The organism is Campylobacter sp. IFREMER_LSEM_CL2151, from assembly GCF_025771725.1.
GTDB classification, from domain to species: domain Bacteria; phylum Campylobacterota; class Campylobacteria; order Campylobacterales; family Campylobacteraceae; genus Campylobacter_D; species Campylobacter_D lari_C.
On the sequence record NZ_JAKMQT010000001.1, the window covers coordinates 263,478 to 283,956 of the forward strand.

23 protein-coding genes are annotated in these 20,479 nt (G+C 29.6%); 16 read left to right on the plus strand and 7 right to left on the minus strand.

Annotation, left to right across the window (positions count from 1 at the left end; genetic code table 11):
• Nucleotide 1 precedes the first annotated feature (1 nt).
• Genes hypE through msrA form a run of 3 tightly spaced genes read left to right on the plus strand, consistent with a single transcriptional unit; the run spans nt 2 to nt 1,834 of the window.
• Nucleotides 2–973 (plus strand): hydrogenase expression/formation protein HypE, encoded by a 972-nt coding sequence (gene hypE, locus L8V82_RS01365; RefSeq protein ID WP_263723739.1) that lies wholly within the window; start codon nt 2–4, stop codon nt 971–973.
• Nucleotides 973–1,338, plus strand: a complete 366-nt coding sequence (locus tag L8V82_RS01370) for a hydrogenase maturation nickel metallochaperone HypA (protein ID WP_039641489.1) — start codon at nt 973–975, stop codon at nt 1,336–1,338. Before hypE ends, L8V82_RS01370 begins: the two co-directional genes overlap by 1 nt.
• The gene (msrA, locus tag L8V82_RS01375; RefSeq protein WP_263723740.1) at nt 1,328–1,834 is read left to right on the plus strand and encodes a peptide-methionine (S)-S-oxide reductase MsrA; all 507 of its coding nucleotides are present in this window, start codon (nt 1,328–1,330) and stop codon (nt 1,832–1,834) included. Before L8V82_RS01370 ends, msrA begins: the two co-directional genes overlap by 11 nt.
• Here the strand turns inward: msrA and L8V82_RS01380 are convergent.
• From L8V82_RS01380 to L8V82_RS01410, 7 genes are read right to left on the minus strand one after another with little or no spacing between them, the layout of a single operon-like run.
• On the minus strand, nt 1,831–2,031 hold the full coding sequence (locus tag L8V82_RS01380; protein WP_012661495.1) for a DUF2892 domain-containing protein: 201 nt from the start codon (nt 2,029–2,031) through the stop codon (nt 1,831–1,833). The two genes, msrA and L8V82_RS01380, sit on opposite strands and share 4 nt — an antisense overlap.
• Nucleotides 2,032–2,089: 58 nt before the next feature.
• Nucleotides 2,090–2,695 carry a Crp/Fnr family transcriptional regulator gene (locus L8V82_RS01385; protein ID WP_263723741.1) on the minus strand — a complete coding sequence of 202 codons (606 nt, stop codon included), beginning with the start codon at nt 2,693–2,695 and terminating at the stop codon, nt 2,090–2,092.
• Nucleotides 2,696–2,734: 39 nt separating this feature from the next.
• Nucleotides 2,735–3,259 (minus strand): thiol peroxidase, encoded by a 525-nt coding sequence (tpx, locus tag L8V82_RS01390; RefSeq protein WP_263723742.1) that lies wholly within the window; start codon nt 3,257–3,259, stop codon nt 2,735–2,737.
• Between the two features lie 59 nt (nt 3,260–3,318).
• The gene (locus L8V82_RS01395; protein WP_263723743.1) at nt 3,319–5,340 is read right to left on the minus strand and encodes an ATP-dependent helicase; all 2,022 of its coding nucleotides are present in this window, start codon (nt 5,338–5,340) and stop codon (nt 3,319–3,321) included.
• Between the two features lie 7 nt (nt 5,341–5,347).
• Nucleotides 5,348–6,589 carry an ArsS family sensor histidine kinase gene (locus L8V82_RS01400; protein ID WP_087700579.1) on the minus strand — a complete coding sequence of 414 codons (1,242 nt, stop codon included), beginning with the start codon at nt 6,587–6,589 and terminating at the stop codon, nt 5,348–5,350.
• Nucleotides 6,586–7,260: a response regulator transcription factor gene (locus tag L8V82_RS01405; protein ID WP_039618324.1), complete on the minus strand. Its 675-nt coding sequence runs from the start codon at nt 7,258–7,260 to the stop codon at nt 6,586–6,588. The genes L8V82_RS01400 and L8V82_RS01405 overlap by 4 nt, the downstream gene beginning before the upstream one ends.
• A 12-nt stretch (nt 7,261–7,272) precedes the next feature.
• Complete coding sequence (locus L8V82_RS01410; protein ID WP_263723744.1) at nt 7,273–8,691, minus strand: DegQ family serine endoprotease; 1,419 nt, start codon at nt 8,689–8,691, stop codon at nt 7,273–7,275.
• 149 nt (nt 8,692–8,840) lie between these two features.
• On the opposite strand from L8V82_RS01410, the gene L8V82_RS01415 reads away from it, so the two are divergent.
• Genes L8V82_RS01415 through L8V82_RS01475 form a run of 13 tightly spaced genes read left to right on the plus strand, consistent with a single transcriptional unit; the run spans nt 8,841 to nt 20,449 of the window.
• On the plus strand, nt 8,841–9,713 hold the full coding sequence (locus L8V82_RS01415; protein WP_039628332.1) for a co-chaperone-curved DNA binding protein A: 873 nt from the start codon (nt 8,841–8,843) through the stop codon (nt 9,711–9,713).
• A gap of 12 nt (nt 9,714–9,725) precedes the next feature.
• Entirely contained in the window at nt 9,726–10,100 is a 375-nt protein-coding gene (locus tag L8V82_RS01420) for a heat shock protein transcriptional repressor HspR (RefSeq protein ID WP_039668403.1), read from the plus strand.
• A gap of 27 nt (nt 10,101–10,127) precedes the next feature.
• Complete coding sequence (locus L8V82_RS01425; protein ID WP_263723746.1) at nt 10,128–11,753, plus strand: cation:proton antiporter; 1,626 nt, start codon at nt 10,128–10,130, stop codon at nt 11,751–11,753.
• Nucleotides 11,750–12,082 carry a hypothetical protein gene (locus L8V82_RS01430; RefSeq protein WP_012661485.1) on the plus strand — a complete coding sequence of 111 codons (333 nt, stop codon included), beginning with the start codon at nt 11,750–11,752 and terminating at the stop codon, nt 12,080–12,082. Before L8V82_RS01425 ends, L8V82_RS01430 begins: the two co-directional genes overlap by 4 nt.
• Nucleotides 12,079–12,705: an HAD family hydrolase gene (locus tag L8V82_RS01435; RefSeq protein ID WP_263659848.1), complete on the plus strand. Its 627-nt coding sequence runs from the start codon at nt 12,079–12,081 to the stop codon at nt 12,703–12,705. The genes L8V82_RS01430 and L8V82_RS01435 overlap by 4 nt, the downstream gene beginning before the upstream one ends.
• Nucleotides 12,706–12,707: 2 nt before the next feature.
• Nucleotides 12,708–12,971, plus strand: coding sequence for a DUF2018 family protein (locus L8V82_RS01440; RefSeq protein ID WP_263723747.1), 264 nt, complete (start codon nt 12,708–12,710; stop codon nt 12,969–12,971).
• A 2-nt stretch (nt 12,972–12,973) separates the two neighbouring features.
• Nucleotides 12,974–13,408, plus strand: a complete 435-nt coding sequence (locus L8V82_RS01445; protein ID WP_373274254.1) for an exporting protein — start codon at nt 12,974–12,976, stop codon at nt 13,406–13,408.
• A gap of 47 nt (nt 13,409–13,455) precedes the next feature.
• Nucleotides 13,456–14,349, plus strand: a complete 894-nt coding sequence (locus L8V82_RS01450) for a polyprenyl synthetase family protein (RefSeq protein WP_263723749.1) — start codon at nt 13,456–13,458, stop codon at nt 14,347–14,349.
• Nucleotides 14,349–15,656 carry a glutamyl-tRNA reductase gene (gene hemA, locus L8V82_RS01455; RefSeq protein WP_263723750.1) on the plus strand — a complete coding sequence of 436 codons (1,308 nt, stop codon included), beginning with the start codon at nt 14,349–14,351 and terminating at the stop codon, nt 15,654–15,656. The genes L8V82_RS01450 and hemA overlap by 1 nt, the downstream gene beginning before the upstream one ends.
• Nucleotides 15,643–17,343 (plus strand): proline--tRNA ligase, encoded by a 1,701-nt coding sequence (locus tag L8V82_RS01460; protein WP_263723805.1) that lies wholly within the window; start codon nt 15,643–15,645, stop codon nt 17,341–17,343. The genes hemA and L8V82_RS01460 overlap by 14 nt, the downstream gene beginning before the upstream one ends.
• Entirely contained in the window at nt 17,340–17,738 is a 399-nt protein-coding gene (locus L8V82_RS01465; protein ID WP_257927512.1) for an FxsA family protein, read from the plus strand. The genes L8V82_RS01460 and L8V82_RS01465 overlap by 4 nt, the downstream gene beginning before the upstream one ends.
• Nucleotides 17,729–18,655 carry a hydroxymethylbilane synthase gene (gene hemC, locus L8V82_RS01470; RefSeq protein ID WP_257942496.1) on the plus strand — a complete coding sequence of 309 codons (927 nt, stop codon included), beginning with the start codon at nt 17,729–17,731 and terminating at the stop codon, nt 18,653–18,655. Before L8V82_RS01465 ends, hemC begins: the two co-directional genes overlap by 10 nt.
• Nucleotides 18,656–20,449, plus strand: a complete 1,794-nt coding sequence (locus L8V82_RS01475) for a menaquinone biosynthesis decarboxylase (RefSeq protein ID WP_263723751.1) — start codon at nt 18,656–18,658, stop codon at nt 20,447–20,449.
• Nucleotides 20,450–20,479 lie beyond the last annotated feature (30 nt).

The window sequence follows — 20,479 nt, forward strand, 5'->3', positions numbered from 1 at the left end:
AATGAAACAAATTACTCTAGCCCACGGTGGTGGTGGCGAAGAAATGAATGCTTTGATAAATGAAATTTTTTCTATTTTTGAAAATGATGTTTTAAAAGAAGCAAATGATGCTGCTATTTTAGATGACTTGGCTTTTAGTACCGATTCTTTTGTATTAAATCCTATCTTTTTAAAAGATATAAATATAGGAAAATTAGCAGTTTGTGGTAGCCTAAATGATGTATTAATGGTAGGAGCAAAACCGCTATATTTATCGCTAGCTTTGATTTTAGAAGAGGGTTTTGAGATAGAAAAGTTAAAAATTATATTAAAATCTATAAAAGAAGAATGCGATAAAGCGAGAGTAAAACTAGTTTGTGGGGATACTAAAGTTGTTCCTAAAAATAAAGGCGATGAAATATATATTAACACTTCATGTATAGGTAAAAATATACAAAAAATCAATACCAAAGACTTAAAAAGTGGTTGTAGTATCTTAGTTTCAAGGGATATTGGAGCTCATGGTTGTGCGGTTTTGGTTGAAAGAAATAATTTAGAGGCAAATATCCAAAGTGATTGCAAAAGCTTAAAAGATGAAGTTTTAGCACTTTTAAATGCAGATATTTCTGTAAAGGCAATGCGTGATGCTACGCGTGGTGGACTTAGTGCGGTTTTAAATGAATGGGCTAAATTAAGTAATTTAGAGCTTTTAATATATGAAGAAAAAATTCCAGTTTGTGATGAAGTTTTAGGGGTTTGTGAGCTTTTTGGGTATGAGCCTTATGAGCTTGCAAATGAAGGAACTTTTATTGTTTGTGTTGAAAAAAAAGATGAGCAAAAAGCATTAGAAATTTTAAAACAATTTAATGTTAATGCGGCCATTATAGGTGAAATCACAGCTAATGAAAAAGCAAGAGTGGTTTTAGAAAATGCTTATGGAGCAAAACGCATTTTAGAAGCTCCAAAAGGCGAACTTTTACCAAGAATTTGCTAATGCATGAGTTAAGTATTACAGAATCATTACTAGAGCTTTGCGAAGAATATGCTCAAGGAAAAATTATTGAAGAAGTGCATGTTAAAATAGGGCGCTTAAGCGGGGTTGAACCTCCACTTTTACAAAGAAGCTTTGAAACTTTTAAAGAAAATAGTCCTTTGTGTAAGAATGCTAAATTTATTATGCATATTCAAGAAGTAGTAGTTGAGTGTCAAAAATGCCATTTTAGCGGAGTACTTGAAAATAATATCTTTTGGTGCCCAAAATGCGAAGATAAAGATTTAAAAATCATAGATGGAGAAGAGCTTTATCTTATGCAACTTGTTTTAAAAGAAAATGAGGATTTAGAAAATAATGACAAATAAGGAAATCATCTTAGGTGCGGGTTGTTTTTGGTGTACTCAAGCTGTGTTTGATGAAATCAAAGGCGTAGTTTATACAGAAGTAGGTTATAGCGGTGGTAAGCCAAATCCAAGTTATGAAAGCGTGATAAATGGTGATGGGAATATAGAAGTAGCTAAGATAATTTATGATGAAAAACAAATTTCATTAGAAAAAATCTTAGAAATTTTTCTCAAAATGCATGATCCAACAAGCTTAGATAAACAAGGTGCTGATGAGGGGATACAATATAGATCAGTTATTTTTTATCCAACTAATGAGGAGTTAAAAATCATTAGTGATTTTTTACAAAAAGCACAAAAATATTACACTAAAACTATAATTACACAAGTTTTAAAATTAGAAAAATTTTATAAGGCTGAGGATTATCATCAAAAATATTTTAAAAATAATCCCAGCCAAGCTTATTGTAGATTTGTCATTACACCAAAGCTAGAAAAACTAGTAAATCATTCCTAATTTTTCTTTTTAGAAATAGGACAAACCCCAAGTGGACAAGCTTGTTTTCCACTAAGCACTCTTATAGGACAAACAGCAAAAATACCTGTTAATAAAGGAATTAAACCCAATAATCCCCACCAAGTTGAAAAATAAACTCCTAAAGAAAATGCCACTATGGCTAAAGCTATTCTTAGCACTCTTTCTAATTTACTCATAATTTCTCCTTTTTTGTTGATATTATAAATAAATTTTAAAAGTATTTCTGTGATAAAGTTACAAAGAAATTAGTATTATTTTAGATCTTTCAAGTTTGATTTTACCTTCTTTTTCTAATTCTTTTAAAATTCTTGAAACAGCTTCTCTAGCACTTCCTAAGTGATTAGCTAAAGCTTCATGGGTAATTTTTAAAGTATTGTTACTAGCATTTTCTTTTAAAAAATCACAAATTCTAGAAGATAAAGGCATAAATAAAGCTTGTTCTAAAACTTTGATTAAAGTATTAAAACGCTTAGTGATTAAACTTAAAACATAATTATTAATTTTTGGGTATTTTTCTTTTAAAATTTGAAAAATTGATGAGGGGATGATGGCTATACTTGTATTTTGAGTACTTTGTATAAAAACATCATAAGATATACCATCCATATTACACTCAGAGCAAATAATACATTCATCATTTTCTTTAAGGTGAAAAAGTGTTATTTCTTTTGCATTTGGAGTTAGAATAAAAGCTCTAAGCTCGCCTTTTAAAATTTTTATAAATCCTAAACATTTATCATTGACCTTAAAGTCTTTTTCAATGTTTATTATTTGTAAGTGCTCTTGTATAAGTTTGAGATCTTGCTTTTCTATTTCAAAATGAGAAAGAAAATTTTCCATGTTTTTAAGTTTTAAAAGCCTATAAAAGGCTTTTAAATTTTAGTGGCAACCACAACCACCACATCCACAACTTTGACCAAAGAAGCTTTCTAGAGCTTGCATATTTGGAAGTTCTGTTACTTCATTTACTAATTCTTTATAAACAACCACACCATCTTTAACTACAAACACTGCTCTAGCTAAAATTCCCTCAAGTGGACCATCAGCCATTAAAACACCATATTTTTCACCAAATTCTTTAGAAACAAAATCACTTGCAACAGTTAAATTATCTATACCTTCAGTTGAGCAAAAACGACCCATAGCAAATGGTAAGTCCATACTAACTACGATTACTTCTACACCGCTTGCTGCTGCTTTTTTATTAAATTCTCTAGCTTCAGTTGCACATACTGGAGTATCAAGGCTTGGCACGCTGATAATAATTTGAGTTTTACCTTTTGGAGCAATTTCAACACCTGAAAGATCTTTAGCTTTTAAGGTGATATTTGGAGCCATATCGCCAACTTGGATATTATTTCCTTTTAAATTTACTTTATTTCCTTTGAATAATACACTATTCATTTTTTCTCCTTGAATGATTTTTATTAATCATAGTATAAAAAGATTAATAAAGTCTTATTTTATTCTTCTTTACACATACCTGCTTCGATTAGAAAACACGAAGGTTGATAATTGCTTTTTTTAATCTTGTCATATTTTGCATAGCTTAAGTATAAAGTATCCTTAGCTCTAGTTACAGCTACATAAAAAAGTCTTCTTTCTTCTTCCAAACTTCCACCCATGCTCATGAGTTTTTGATTAGGAAATCTTCCTTGTGCAAGATCAATTACAAATACAAGCTCAAACTCAAGTCCCTTACTAGCATGTATGCTTAAAAGATTAACCCCGCTACCACTACTCATTTCACTAGCACCAAGAGTAAGAAAATTATAATATTTATAATTATCACTATAATTTTTAGCAAGTTCTTTTAATACAAACATTTTTGCATTGATTTTTTCTAAAATTTCATTTTTTTTATTTAGATCAACATTAGAGTTTTTATTAGTTGCTCTTTTAGTTGCTAAAATATCACAAATTTCTTTAAAATAATCATTTTCTAAGATCAAATTTACAAGTTGAGTTGAAACCTTACACTCACTTGCTTTTTTAATAAAAAGATAAATTTTTTCAAGATTTTTAGCACAAAACTCGTTGATTTTAGGAAGGCTTAAAATAGGGTGGGTGTTAAATTCACTTTCTAGGTTAAATCTTGAAGGCGAGGCTAACTCCTCAATATCATCAAAAAGTCCTAGTTGGTAACTTTGTTTTTTGTATTTTTTTAAACTCACACTACTATCAGGATTTAAAAAGCCTTTAATCAAACTAGAATGTCCTAATTTCAACAAAGCGTCAAAAATATCTTTTGCTAAAACCCCACCAACTCCTTTGGTGTATTCAAGCAAGTGTATAAAAGCCATGATATCTTTTGGATTAAGCACGATTGCAAGCATAGAGCAAAAGTTTTTAACTTCCAAGCTTTCAAAAAAGCTTCCCCCACCTTTTCTTTTGCTTGCTATACCAAGTTCTCTTAAGGCAACTTCTACTCCATCTGCGCTAGAATTGTTTCTAAAAATAACAGCAATTTCATCAAGATTAACCCCACTTTGTAAGATTATTTTTGCTATAGTAGAGTATTGATCAAATAATTCATTGAAAGTTAGCAAACTTGGTGCTTTAAAATCTCCTTCCCTAGTTACAATCAATTCTTTAGGATATAATCTTTCATTGTTTAAAATAACCTTATTAGCTAGTGCAAGTATATTTTTACTAGAACGATAGTTTTTATTTAAAGTAAAAATATTTGCATCGATAAATCTATCTTTAAAACTTCCTATAATAGAAATATCAGCTCCATTAAAAGCATAAATACTTTGATCATAATCCCCCACACAAAATAAACTTTTACTTTTAAAAGCATCAATTAATGAACCTTGTAAAGTATTAGTATCTTGGTACTCATCTACCAAAATCTCATCAAATTCAAAATGATGTGAAGCTAAAACGTGTTTTAATTTAATCAATAAATCATTAAAATCCACATAATTAAAACGTGCTTTTTCTTCTTCGTATTCTTTTAAAATATCCTCATAAATTTCAGCATAAACAGCTTGTTCATCATAATTTTGACAAAACCAATTATAAAATTCATCTAAATTTGCATTAGTATTTTGAAATAAAGAATACACATCATACAAATAGCTTGGCATATAAGGTTTAATGTCACTTAGATGATGAAAAGTGCGTTTTTCAAAAATGGAACGTAAAAGAATTTTAAGCTCACTTGCAGGTTTTAAAATAATATCATGATTTAATTCTTTAAGTAGAGAATAAGCGGTACTATGAAAGGTTCCTGCTGTGATTTTTGAAGTAATGCTTTTATCAAAATACCTACTAAGTCTTTCTATCATTTCTTTACTAGCTTTGTTTGTAAAGGTTAAAAGCATAATTTTTTCAGGCTTTATACCATTTTGAAGCAAAAAGGCTATTCTTGCAACTATGGTTGAAGTTTTACCTGTGCCTGCGCTTGCTATGATTAGATTGTGCCCAAAAGGAGCACTAGCAGCTTTGTATTGTTCTTCATTTAAACGCGATAAGGGCATGAGCTTCCTAGTTTAAAATTATATTTTGAATATCGTTAAAATAAAAATGATTGATACCATCTTTATATTCATAATAAAGCGTGAGTTTATGAGAATCTAAAATAGTCTTAACAATGTATAATCCAAGTCCAAAACTATCTTTGTTTTTCTTTCCTTGCGTAAAGGCTTGAGTGTAGTATTTCAAGTCTTTATCTAGGGCTTTTCCTTTGTTTTTAAAGCAAAGATAATCTTTAGTTATTTCTATGGTAACACAATTTTCATCAGAATATTTTGTCGCATTATCTATCATATTTTTCATCGCAGTAGTAAAAAGTTTAAAATCCACATTGACGCTAAAACTTTCTTTTATGCTAATTTTTACCTTTTCATCATCGCTCATAGCTATATCTTTAGCTTCATCTAAAAGATCTAAGATATTGTATTTTTTTAAATTAATCAAACCAGCACCTGAAGTAATTTGTTCAATGGCTGCAAATTCATTAATCAAAATCTCTAAACGATTAAAAGCGCCTACTAATCTTTCTTTATATTTGCTATCTTCAAGCATTTCTAAAGTAATTAAACCTTTAGTAATAGGTGTTTTTAACTCATGCATAATATTTCTTAAGAAAAATTGCCTTGAAGTGTTTAGTTTTTGAATTCTCAAAATAGACTCATAAAAGGCTGTTGCTACTTGAGAAATTTCATCATTGCCTTTACTGACATTTTGAATTTCATTGAGTTTATTTTCGCCAAATTTATCTATTTGTCTTTTTAAAGCTCTAAGTGGTTTTAATTTTCTAATGATAAAAATATATAAAATCAATAAAACCATTACCACTATACTAGCAATAAGCTTAATCACAAAATAACGATAACCTTGATATTCTAAATCTTTATACAAATAAAGCTTACCATCAAAAATGATTTTTAAATACACATTATCCTCTAAAGTAATGATTTCAACCACACCTGTACTAGTTTGAGCGCGTGCTATAGTTTCAGCCTTATAGATGATTTTTCTTATAGAAGATGGGGTTGTTAATTCTATCATTTTGTAATTTTTTGTTTGCTCATAAAATTCTTTTTCGCTAATTACATGATTAAAATACAATAATCTTGCATTAGCTATAAAAGAATATTTCGCATTAAGCTCATTAGTGTAATTTTGCTGATCATATTTTATAAGCCATAAAAATGCCAAAATCACACTAACACTAGCAAGTAAAAAAACAAAGGTTATAGTATAAAAAATTGATGATTTATTCATTGAGTTAATTTATACCCTATGCCTCTGATTGAATGAATGTATTTTGGAGTTTTAGGATCATCTCCGATTTTTTGTCTGATTCTGCTAATGATTACATCTATGCTTTTATTGCTAGAATCTTCACTAATAGAGCTACAATTATATACAAGTTCTTCACGACTCACCACTCCACCTTCTTTTTTAATTAAATAACTCAAAATATCAAATTCAGCATTAGTAAAGCTAATTTCTTGATCTTTCATAGTGATAGTATGTTTATATTTATCATATACAAGATCTTTTTTAACTTGAGTTTGAGCGGTTTTGGTGTTTGAAATTCTTCTTAAATGACTTTTAATCCTTGCTTGAAGCTCTTGAGGATTATATGGTTTTGGTAAATAATCATCTGCACCCAAATCAAGCGCTGCAACCTTATCGCTAATATCATGTCTTGCACTTGAAATGATAATAGGTGTATCATATTTTTTGCGAATTTCTTCACACACTTCAAGTCCATCAAGCCCAGGTAAGCTTAAATCCAAAATGATTAAATCATAAGGATTTAAAGCAAGTCTTGAAAGACCTATATAAGGCTCATGAGCAATATCTACTTTCATATCAAATTGCTCTAAATATTCAGCTATAATCTCTGCTAATTCTAAATCATCTTCTATCATTAAAATATTTGTCATTTTTTTCCTTTCTTAAAAAAGTAAAGCTCTAACCATACCGCCTCTATTAATCCAAATTTTAACATATTCTTTGCCTTTATTTAATTCTAAAGCCTTAGATAATTCTTTAAAATTTGAAACTTCATATTGATCAATACCTATAATAATATCACCTTGCTCAAAGCCTATTTTTTCTGCTTTTGATTTTGGAGTAACTTCAGTGATTAAAATACCACTAATATTTTCAGGTATGCGGTATTGTTGTTTATTTTTAGAATCAAGCTCTACTAATTTTAAACCATCAATATAACCTTTTTCATATTGTAGCGATTTTTCATCTGTTTTTAGCATAAATTTAGCTGTTTTGACTTTATTATCTCTTTCATAAGTTACTTCTATAGCTTGTTTTGGATCAATACTTCCTATATAATTTTTTAAATCCATAGGACTTTTAATCACAGTTTTGTCTACTTTTATGATCAAATCGCCTCTTTTTAATCCTGCATTATAAGCTGCTGAGTCTTTTTGAACTTCTGTTATTAAAGCTCCTTCTTGATTAGTATAAGCTTTTTTAATATCTTGAGTTAAAGCTCCTATAACTACACCTAAATATCCTCTTTCAATTTTTCCATGCTCGATAAGTTTTTGTGCAATAGATTTTGCCATATTAGAAGGGATTGCAAAGCCTATGCCATTATTTCCACCACTTCTTGAAAGTATGGCTGAATTGATTCCAACTAAAGCTCCTCTGCTATCTACCAAAGCCCCGCCTGAATTTCCAGGATTAATTGAAGCATCTGTTTGGATGAAATTTTCATATTGATTTAAACCTATATTGTTTTTATTTAAAGCTGAAATAATCCCACTTGTAACACTACTTCCAACACCAAAAGGATTACCTAGGGCAAATACAACATCGCCTTCTAATAATTTATCTGAATCAGCAAAAACCACAGCAGGTAAATTTTTTGCTTCTATTTTTATCACTGCTAAATCTGTTTTAGGATCAGCGCCAATTAATTTAGCTTTATATTCAGTACTTGAATCAGGTAAATTTACAGTGATTTTTTCAGCATCTTCTATAACATGATTGTTTGTTATAATATAACCATCGCTTGAAATAATTACACCAGATCCAAGTGAACTTACTACTTCTTTTTTATTCTTTTTACTTTTTGGAGCTTGTGGAAAATCAAAACCAAAAAATTGTTTAAAATAAGGATCATTGAAAAAATCATCAATCCCAAAGGAATTACTTTGAACGGTTTTAGAAGTTGAAATATTCACAACTGAATTTTTAACTTTTTGTATAGAATCATGATAAGAAAGTATAGTATTTTGATTATCAGTTGGTAAAGATCTTTTTACATTATCATCTGCTTGTTTAAAATCAATACTAGCACTAAAAAGAGTAGTTGCTAATGCCAAAGAAAGAACCATAGTTTTTTTCATGTATTATCCTTTGTAAAATCAATTTATGCAAGTATAAAATTTTATTTTTACACAATTGTAAATAAAACCTTTAGTTTTAAAACTTATAAAAGTTGATTGACTAAGACTAAAGTTTATGATATAATCTTATAAAAAATAAGGAATAAAAAATGAGTAATAGTTTATATGAAACACTAGGTGTTTCGCAAAATGCTAGCGCAGATGAGATAAAAAAAGCTTATAGAAAATTAGCAAGACAATACCACCCAGATATCAATAAAGAAGCAGGTGCTGAGGAAAAATTTAAAGAAATCAACGCCGCTTATGAAATTTTAAGTGATGAGAAAAAAAGAGCTCAATATGATAGATATGGTGATTCTATGTTTGGTGGGCAAAGTTTTCATGATTTTTCAAGAAATGCAGGCGGAGCTGATATTAATGATATTTTGAATAATATTTTTGGCGGTGGCTTTGGAGGTTTTGGTAGAGGTTTTAGCTCTAGTAATAATTTTAGAAGTGGTTTTGGAGGTTTTGGGGGTTTTGAAGAGGATTTAGACTTACAAGCAAGTGTTAAAATTCCTTTTGAAAAAGGAATTTTAGGTGGTGAACACACAATAAATATCAATAACGAACAAGTTAAAATCAAAATTCCACATGGTATAAAAGATGGCGAAAAGCTACGCATACGAGGTAAAGGAAAAAGCTTTCAAGGACAAAAAGGAGATTTGATTTTAAAAGTAGAGCTTGAAAAAAGTGATGAATACGAAAGAGAAGATGATGATTTATACAAAAAGGTTGAAATTAGTTTAAAAACAGCACTTTTTGGAGACAAAATCAGCGTACACACCCCAAGAAAAGAAGTTAAAATCACCATACCGCCAAATTCTAAAAATAATCAAAAAATCAGACTTAAAGGCTATGGGGTGCAAAATAGAAAAACAGATCTTTATGGGGATATGTATTTAATTTTAAATGTAAAAATACCTGATATTAATAGTCTTGATCCTGAATTTGTAAAAATTTTAGAAGAAAAATTACCTTAAAAGGAGTATGCAATGGAGCATAGTTATGATGAACCGGTGTATCTTATAAGCGTTGTTGCAAAGGTTTTAAGCATACACCCACAAACTCTAAGACAATACGAAAAAGAAGGTTTGGTTGAACCAAGTAGAACTGATGGCAAAATGAGGCTTTATTCTCAAAAAGATATAGATAGAATCAAAATGATTTTACGCTTAACAAGAGATCTTGGAGTTAATTTAGCTGGTGTTGATGTGATTTTAAAGCTAAAAACAAAAATTGATGAGTTTGAAAATACCATTGAAGAATTAAGATTAGAACTTGATAGAAGAGATAATCCTTCTAAATCAAGAGCAGTAGTCAAACACAGAAGCAATTTTGACTTAATTTTTTTAGAGAAAATAAAATAATAAAACATTACAAAAAAAGGTTGGTGAGTGGATGCTTTTATAACTTTATTTTTAACTGCAGTAGCAGTTGCTGTCGTACTTAATGTTATACTTAAAAAATTTGGAATTCCAACCATTATAGGCTATATAGCCACAGGTTTATTTGTGCGCGAATTTTATGGTTTTAGCACGAATGAAATCATTATCCATGTGGCTGAGTTTGGTATAGTTTTTTTAATGTTTACCATAGGGCTTGAATTTTCATTTAAACACCTTTTAGCAATGAAAAAAGAAGTGTTTTTAAATGGAAGTTTGCAAATGCTAACTTGTGGCTTGGTTTGTACTTTACTTGTAACTTATATTTTAGGTATAGCAAACCATATAGCAATGATAGCAGGTTTTGCTCTAGCTTTATCTTCTACAGCTATAGTTTTAAAAATACTTAATGATAGTGGCGATATCAATGAAGAATATGGCCGAAAAGCTTTGGGAATTTTGCTTTTTCAAGATATTGCTGTGATACCACTGCTGTTAATGATTGATATATTTAGCTCTCAAAACGCTGATATTTCAAAGCTTTTATTTACAACCTTAGTCAGTGCTGTGATTTTACTTGTTTTACTTTATTTTATAGGCAAATACCTTTTTACTTATGTTTTAAAATTTATCATTAAGACTAATGCAAATGAAATTTTCATCGCTACCATACTTTTTACCGTAATAGGAGCAAGCTTTTTAGCGCATTCTTTTGGTTTTTCATATTCACTTGGGGCATTCATAGCTGGAGCTTTGATTGCTGAAACTAAGTATAAACATAAAATAGAAGCAGATTTAGTTCCTTTTAGGGATTTACTTTTAGGATTTTTCTTTATCAGTGTTGGCTTGCAAATTGATTTTCATATAGTTTTTGAAAATTGGTTTTTGATTTTTGTTTTTGTAAGTTTGGTGTTATTAATAAAATTTGTAGTAATTTATGGTCTTTTAATCCTTTATACAAGAAAAAGAGTAGCTTTAAAAACTGCTTTGAGTATTTCTCAAATTGGAGAATTTGCACTAGCAGTATTTTCACTAATGCAAGTAAATTCACTTATAGATGAAAAAACAGCACAGATTTTCATTATAGTTTCTATCATCACTATGGTTGCAACACCTTTTATTTTAAATAATCTTAGAAAAATAGCCAACGCAGCTGAAGGTGAGCAAAATGATATGGCTAAATTTTATTTATGCGATCAAAAAATGAAAGATCATTTTATCATTTTTGGTTATGCAAGATTAGGTCAAGAAGTAGTGCAAAAGATTAAAAAAACAGGTATTCCATATCTAGTTTTAGAAAGTGATTTAAATTTAGTTGAGCTTGGGCGTAGTAGAAATGAGAATGTTTTTTTTGCTAGTGTAGCGCAAGTAGAAACATTAAAAGTAGCTAATATAGAAGAATGTTCAGTTGCTATTATAACTATAAGCAATGAAGCTAAACTTGATATGCTTTATCAAGTGCTTTCTAGTTTTAACAAACCTATACAAACAGTTTTAAAGACAAGTGGTACGGGTGCTAAGATCATTTTCCCACATACTGATAAACATTTACACATTGTAGATGCTGAAGCTTCAATAGCTAGAAATTTAGTTCAAGAAGCATTGCAATGTAGAATTAATACAAGTGCAGCAGAATGAAAAATGATGAAAAAGCCTTGAGAGTTAAATACGTAAGAGCTTTAGAAAAATTTACCAACTCTGCTGTAAGTGCTTTAAAAAGGGAAGATTTTGATTTAACACTTTTTAGAGAAAGAATGCAAAAAAATGCTAAAATCTTTGAAAAAGTTCAAGCGGTGTTTTTAGATTCTACTTATACTAAGGCTTTGGAGATTTTTGTAAATGAGTGTTTAGATGAAAGTTTAGATCAAAAAACCTTAGCTTCAAAAGCCAATGCCTTATATAAGCTAAAAAATAATCAAAGTTATAAAAAAGACAAACATAAAATTAAATTTAAGGATGAATATTGATAAATGTAATTTTTGATATGGATGGCACGCTTATAGATAGTGCTAATGCCATAGTATGTGCAGTAAATGAGATAAGAGCGGATTTAAATTTAGAACCTTTAAAAAGAGAGTTTATTTTAGATACTATCAATACTCCTGGGCAAAATTATGCTAAGATTTTTTACGGTGTTGATACTTACTCACATACTAGCTTTAAAGAAGGTTATGAGAAGTATTTTATTAAGCATTATGATCAAAGTGTGGTGCTTTTTGATGGTGTGCTTGAGGTTTTAGAATTTTGTAAAAAAAATGATTGCTATTTAGCTATAGCTACTAATGCACCTCAAGAAAGTTTGGTACCTATTTTAAAAAAACAAAACATTCTTTCATATTTTGATAAAATACTAGGTGTTAGTTATGGTATAGAAGCTAAGCCTGATCCTATGATGTTAAGATTAATCGCAGATGAAGCAAAATATGAAAAAAGTATTTTTATAGGCGATAGCTTAAAAGACAGACTTTGTGCTAAAAATGCTAAGATGGATTACATACATATTTCTTGGCAAAAAGAAATTAAAGACTTAGATGAAGCTAACGATAAAACTACTTTAATAGAAAAAATTCAAACTTACATAAAAGGTTAAAAATGGATATATTTGATGAAATGTTTGCAAAAAGCCCTAAAGAAAAATTTATCGAAACAATAAAATATGCAAATTTGGGTGCATTAGAAAATGTTTTAGAAAAATTATTAGCCAATCATATCGCTATGATAGAACTTTTAGAAAAAAATAATTTAAATGAAAGCGATGTAGCGCAATTTCAAATGGAAAATTCACTCTTAATAGATGAGAGAAAAAATGATTTTTACATAGGATTAAGCGCTGAAATTTTAGGGCATGAGGGTTGATTTTGCGTTTATTTTTATCTTTATTTTTGATACTTAATTTTTTAAAGGCTGAAGTATTTTTTGATTATACTTATAAATTTACCTTAAGTAAAGATGAAAAAGCAAGTGTAAAAATAAAAGAAATTGACTATCCTGATGAGATTTATTATTTTGACTTTTCATGGACTTTATTTGATCAAACTAATATCATTGTTCATTCAAGATATAAAAAATACCCTAGACAATTTGTGATGTCTTTAAGAAGAAATTTAAACTGGGTAGATCAAACCTTAGTACCTGATTATAAAAATCCTCATATAGATAGAGCAAGATTGATACTTGAATTTAGTGATTTTAAAAAAGGCGAAGCTATTTTTACTGTATATATAGAAGATAGAGATAAAAGATTAGAAGTAGAATTTTTAGACCCTAGAAAAGCTAGTCTTAACCAAAACTAAAGTAAAATTTAATAAAATACAATTATAAGAAAACTAAGGAAAGCATAGTGCAAAAGATCGATCAATATATGCATGAATTTTTATCTGAATTAAATTATGAGCCTATTTTAACCATGAGTTCAAAACTTCAAGGTGGTAAAAAATTACGCTCAAAACTACTTTTAAAAATAGCTGGGGAAAGTGATATTAGCTATAAAATCTGTGCTATTATAGAGTTAATTCATGCTGCAAGCTTATTGCATGATGATGTGATTGATGAGGCAAAATTAAGAAGAGGAGTAAAGTCTATCAATGCACAATTTGGAGCTAAAAATGCTATCATGCTTGGAGATATCTTATACTCAAAAGCCTTTTATGAGCTTTCTTTAATAGATTTAAAATTAGCAAAAATCATTTCTAATGCTGTTGTTATGCTTTCTGTTGGTGAATTAATGGATGTAAATTTAAGCGAAACTTTCAATACCGATAAAAACGCTTATTTACAAATGATATATAATAAAACAGCCATTTTAATCGAAGCTAGTGCAAGGTGTGGGGCAATACTTGCTGATTTAAATGAAGATGATTTTGCAGAATATGGTAAAAATTTGGGCTTGGCTTTTCAAATTGTTGATGATATTTTAGATATCAAAGGTGATGAGCAAACCTTAGGCAAACCCGCTATGAATGATTTTAAAGAAGGTAAAACCACTCTTGCTTATATGTATTTATATGAAAAATTAAATCCACAAGATCAAGAAATACTTAAGTCTTATTACAAGAAAGATTTAAGTGTGGATGAGCTTGCTTGGATTAAAAATAAAATGCAAGAGCGTGAAATTTTTAATCAAGTTAGCCAAGAATTAAACATTTATGCAAATAATGCACTAAAAGCCATAGAAAAATACAATATAAAAGATTTAGAAGATATTATTAAAAGTATGATAGAAAGGGAATTTTAATGCACTATTATTGTATCAGTTTTACACATAAAAATACAGATATTGCTACTAGAGAAAAACTTTCCTTTTCTAATGAAGACAAAAAAAGAGAACTGCTAAAGCTAATCCATACTAATAATAAAATTTTAGAAAGCCTAGTACTTAGTACTTGCAATAGGGTTGAAATTTTTCTTTTTGTTGGAGAGATTGAAGGCATTAATGAGCATATTTTAAGAACACTTAGTTTGCTTTGTGGTGTTGATAAAGAAAATTTAAGCACTAAGGCTGATTTTTACGAAGATAGCGGGGCTATTCATCATTTATTTTCTGTGGCAAGCTCACTTGATAGCTTGGTTATTGGTGAAACACAAATTGCTGGACAATTAAAAGATGCTTATAAATTTGCTCTGCAAGAACAAAGATGTGGCGTGCATTTAACTAGAGCGGTGCATTATGCTTTTAAATGTGCAGCAAATGTTAGAAATCAAACCGAAATTTCTAAAAATCCTATTTCAGTTGCTTCAGTAGCAGTAGCAAAAGCCAAAGAACTTGTAAATTTAGAAAATAAAACTGCAGTTGTAGTAGGTGCAGGGGAAATGAGTGAGCTAGCCTGTAAGCATTTATTAAATGCTAAGGCCAAAGTATTGATATTAAATAGAGATATACAAAATGCCCAAAAGCTTTGTGAGGATTTGGGTGAAAATGCAAGTTGTGAAAGTATTGCAAATTTAAAAGAAGCATTAAATCAATATGAGATATTTTTTAGTGCCACAAATGCTCCACATGCTATTATAACTAATGATTTATTAGAAGAAAAAGATTATAAAAGATATTTTTTTGATATAGCGGTGCCTAGGGATATTGATGTAAAAACAAATGAAAAAAATATAGTCTATGCTGTTGATGATTTAGAAGAAGTTGTAAGAAAAAATTTAACCCTAAGAGAACACCAAGCCCAAATTGCTTATTCTATAGTAGGTGCTATGACAAATGAGTTTTTTCAACATCTAAGCAAACTAGCAACCCTGCCTTTAGTGAAACAACTACGCTTACAAGCTGATGAAATCGCTAAAGAACAATTGCAAAAGGCTATAGATAAAGGGTATTTAAAACACTCAAACCATGAAGAAGCAAGAAAGCTTATAAGACAAGTAATGAATGCATTTTTACATCATCCAAGCATAAATTTAAAAAAACTAAGTGGAACTATGCAAAATGATTCAGTAGTTAATGCTATGCGTTATGTGTTTGATTTAAAAAATGAAAATATGGAAGGTTTAAACCTTTATAAATGTGAATTTAATTTGGAGAATAATCATGAAATTTAGTAAATTTTATGCCATAAGTACAAAAGAAAATCCAAAAGACGCTACTTTACCAAGTCATATATTTTTAGTTAAAGGTGCCTTTGTAGAACAAATTGGAAGTGGTTTGTATAATTTTTTACCTTTAGGAAAAAGAGTTTTAGATAAGATTAAAAATATCATCAAAGAAGAAATGGATAAAGCAGGGGCTTTAGAAGTAAATTTAAGTTTTAATACTCCAGCAGAACTTTGGAAAGAAAGTGGGAGATTTAATGTTTTTGGCAAAGAGCTTTTACGCTTTAAAGATAGAAAAGAAAATGATTTTGTCTTAGGGCCAACTCATGAAGAAGCTATGGTGGCTTTAGTAAGAAATAAAATAAATTCTTATAAACAACTTCCTTTACATTTGTATCAAATAGGACTTAAATTTAGAGATGAAGCTAGACCTAGATTTGGACTTTTAAGATGTAGAGAATTTTTAATGAAAGATGGTTATAGTTTTCATAGCAGTGAAGCTGATTTAGACAAAGAATTTAATCTTATGCATGAAACTTATAGTAAAATTCTTACAAGATTAGGGCTTGAATTTAGAGCTGTTGAAGCTGATAGCGGGGCTATTGGTGGAAGCGGTTCAAAAGAATTTATGGTTTTGGCTAAAAATGGCGAGGATGATATATTATTATGTGAGCATTGTGATTATGCTGCAAATATTGAAGCAGCAAAAAGAGCTAAAAAAAGTTGCGAAGATGAAAGACCAGAAGCTGACTTTGCTACACAATTTCACACTCCAAATGTAAAAACTATAGAAGAATTAGCAGAATTTTTTAAAATTAATCCTTACTATACTATTAAAGCTATTGCTAAAAAAGCTATTTATGAAAATGAAGAAAAAATTGTAGTATTTTTTATACGCGGTGATGATGAATTACAAGAAGTTAAAGCACTAAATGCGGCAAATGCACTAGAATTAGTTGATGCAAGTGAAGAAGAATTAGAAAAAGCAGGTTTAGTGCCAGGATTTATCGGCTTTGTAGGATTAAATGGAGTTGATTTTTATATTGATCATGAGCTTGAAAATGAAACAAATATGATTATTGGAGCAAATAAAAAAGATTATCATTTAGTCGGAATCAATGTTGTAAATTTAAACAAAGAACGCTTTAAAGATCTTGCGGCAGTTAAAGAGCATGATCTTTGTCCAAAATGCCAGCACAAGCTTAAGCAAAGCAAGGGTATTGAAGTAGGACATATTTTTAAACTTGGAAATAAATACTCAAAAGCAATGAATGCAAGCTATTTAGATGAAAATGGTAAAGCTCAATTTTTCACTATGGGTTGTTATGGTATGGGTGTTAGTCGTTTGGTTGCGGTTGCCATAGAAGCAAGCCATGACGAAAAAGGCTGTATTTGGAATAAAACTTTAGCTCCTTTTGTTTTAGACATCATCGTTTCTAATATAAAAGATACAAAAGCTATGGAATTTGCTGAGCAAATTTATACTCATTTTAGTGATAAAGAGATTTTATTTGATGATAGAAATGAGCGTTTTGGTGTAAAGATTAACGATTTTGAATTAATGGGCTTTCCTTATGCTTTAGTTATAGGTAAGGGCTTAGAAAATAATGAAGTAGAGTTAATCCATAGAAATACCTTAGAAAAACAAGTTTTAAAAACCCAAGAAGTAATTTCACACTTAGAGAAAATTCTATGATAGCAAGAGTAAATATAAGTGCATTTTTGATTTTAGAATTGATTGCTAGTATTTTATTTATAGCCTTTTTTGGTTTTTTAAATTTTTTTATGATAGTTTTTGCAAGTATGTTTTTAGGAGCAATGTTTTTAGCAAAGACTTGGACAAATCTCATTACTATGCAAAATACTAACACGAATTTATTTGGTATGATTAAATTATTTTCCTTAACTATAGTAGGAATTTTACTTTTAATACCAGGAATTTTAAGTACATTTTTAGGAATTTTGCTTTTATTTTTTATAATGGCACTAAAACTTTTTACAAAACAAAAAAGAAAATATCATCATCATACAAATAATGAAGAAGAAATCATAGATGTAGAAATCATACAGGAGCATAAAAAATGCAATTAATTATCGCAACAAGAAAAAGCCAACTTGCGTTATGGCAAAGTGAGCATATAAAAAATAAATTATCGCAAACACATTCTGAATTAGAAATTTCTTTAGAGGGTTTTAAAACAAAAGGTGATGTTTTACTTGATTCACCTTTGGCTAAAATAGGCGGAAAAGGACTTTTTACAAAAGAACTTGAAGAAAGTATGTTAAGAGGTGATTCGCATTTAGCTGTGCATAGCTTAAAAGATGTTCCTAGTTTTTTTCCAAAAGGTTTGGTTTTAGCTGCTATTTCAAAAAGAGAAGTGGTAAATGATGCTTTTTTAAGTGAGTATTACGAAAGCTTAAATGCTCTTCCAAAAGGTGCAAAAGTAGGTACAACAAGTCTTAGAAGAAGAATGCAACTTTTAGCACTAAGACCTGATTTAAATATCATTTCTCTAAGAGGTAATATCAACTCACGCTTAGAAAAACTTAAAGCCAAGGAATTTGACGCTATTATTTTAGCTTTAGCTGGTATTAAACGCTTAGGTTTGGATAAAGAAATAAAATACATTAGAGCTTTTGAACTTGATGAGATGATACCCGCAGCTTCCCAAGGAGCCTTAGGCATAGAAAGTATTGATGATAAACAAATTTTAAAATACCTTGAATGTTTAAATGATGAAAATGCCTTTATAGAAACCCATGTAGAAAGAGATTTTATAAAAACTCTAGAAGGTGGCTGTCAAGTACCTATAGGAATTAACGCAAAAATCATTGATAAAAAAATAGAAATTCGCGCCATAGTAGGCTTACCTGATGCAAGTAAAATTCTCAAAGAAAAAAGAGTGATTGATAAGCAAGATTACGCAAAAGCAGGCGAGCTTTTAGCTAAAGAAATGATAGCAAAAGGTGCAAAAGAAATTTTAAAAGAAGCAGAGAGTATGATATAAATGCAAAAATTCATAGAGCTTTTAGAAAAAAATAATTTATTAAAAACCATTCATGAGCCTGTTGATGTTGATCTTGAGATGGCACATTTAGCTTATATAGAAGTTAAAAAAGAAGACTCAAAAGCCTTACTTTTTACTAATGCAGTAAAAAATGGTAAAAAATACGATTATCCTGTATTATTAAATACTTTTTGTAATGAAAAAGCTTTAAAATTAGCATTTGGGAAAGACTATGAAGATGTGGCTAAAGAAATTAGCTCTTTGCTTAAAATGCATATACCTCAAAGCTTTGGTGCTAAATTAAATTTTTTCAAGACCTTACTTGATTTAAAAAATATCCCACCAAAACGCATTAAAAAAGATGGAGAATTTAACTACAAAAGCTTAAATTCATTATATGATATGCCTATTTTAAAAACTTGGGAAAAAGACGCTGCGCCTTTTATTACCATGGGGCAAGTTTATACTCAAAGCTTAGATGGAAAACAAAATAATCTTGGAATGTATCGTTTGCAAGTAGTTGATGAAAAAACCTTGCTTATGCATTGGCAAATTCACAAAGATGCGAGCCATTTTTTCCATGAGTATAAAAAAGCAAACCAAAAAATGCCAGTAAGCATAGCCATAGGTGGAGATCCTTTATATATTTGGTGTGCTCAAGCGCCTTTGCCAAAAGGAATTTTTGAACTTTTACTTTATGGTTTTATCAAGAAAAAACCTGCCATTTTAGCAAAATGCAAAAGCAATCATCTTTATGTGCCTTATGATAGTGATTTTGTGATTGAGGGCTTTGTAGATCCAAATGAATTTGCACCTGAGGGACCTTTTGGAGATCATACGGGTTTTTACACTCCGGTTGAGCTTTGTCCTGTTTTAAAAGTAGAAAAAATCTTTGCTAAAAAAAATGCAATTTATCAAGCTACCGTTGTAGGAAAACCGCCTTTAGAAGATAAATACATGGGACTTGGAACAGAAAGAGTTTTTTTACCCTTACTTCAAACAAACGCACCTGATTTGATAGATTATAACATGCCTGAAAATGGAGTTTTTCATAATCTAATCTTGGCTAAAATAGAAGCAAAATACCCAGCTCATGCAAAACAAGTCATGCATACTTTTTGGGGTGTAGGACAAATGAGTTTTGTAAAACATGCTATTTTTGTTGATGAAAATGCACCTTGCTTGCAAGATTATGACAAACTCATACCTTACATACTTAATCGTTTTGATGAAGAAAAATTACTTATTAGTGAAGGAATTTGCGATCAGCTTGATCATGCTTCAAGTACTTATTGTTATGGTGGTAAAGCAGGGCTTGATGCGTGTGGTGATGAGAAAAAAGTTGAACTTGAAATTCTAAGTGATGAAGCTTTACTTTCACTTTTTAAAGAAAAAGATCAAAGTATTTTAAAATTAAAGCAATTTTACACCCAAGCCTTTGCTCCAGTTTGTGTGATTTTGATTGATAAAAAAGAAAAAATTGCTCAAGTTTTTGAAAAATTACAAACTTGTAAAAAGCATTTTAGAATTTTAGTTTTCTTAGATACAGATGCTATTTTAGAAAATCCTTATATGCTAATTTGGCGTGTGGTAAATAATATCGACGCAAAAAGAGATATATTTATCAAAAAAGATTGTATTGCGATTGATGCGACAAATAAAGGATTGTTAGAAGATTACCATAAAGAATGGCCTTTAATGACAAATTGTTCTAAAGAAGTTATAGACAGACTTATTGCAAGAAATTTACTTCCAAATGATGAAAAATTATTCAAAAAGTTTGAAATTTTTTAATTTTAAACTTTTTGAGAACACTTTTTGCTT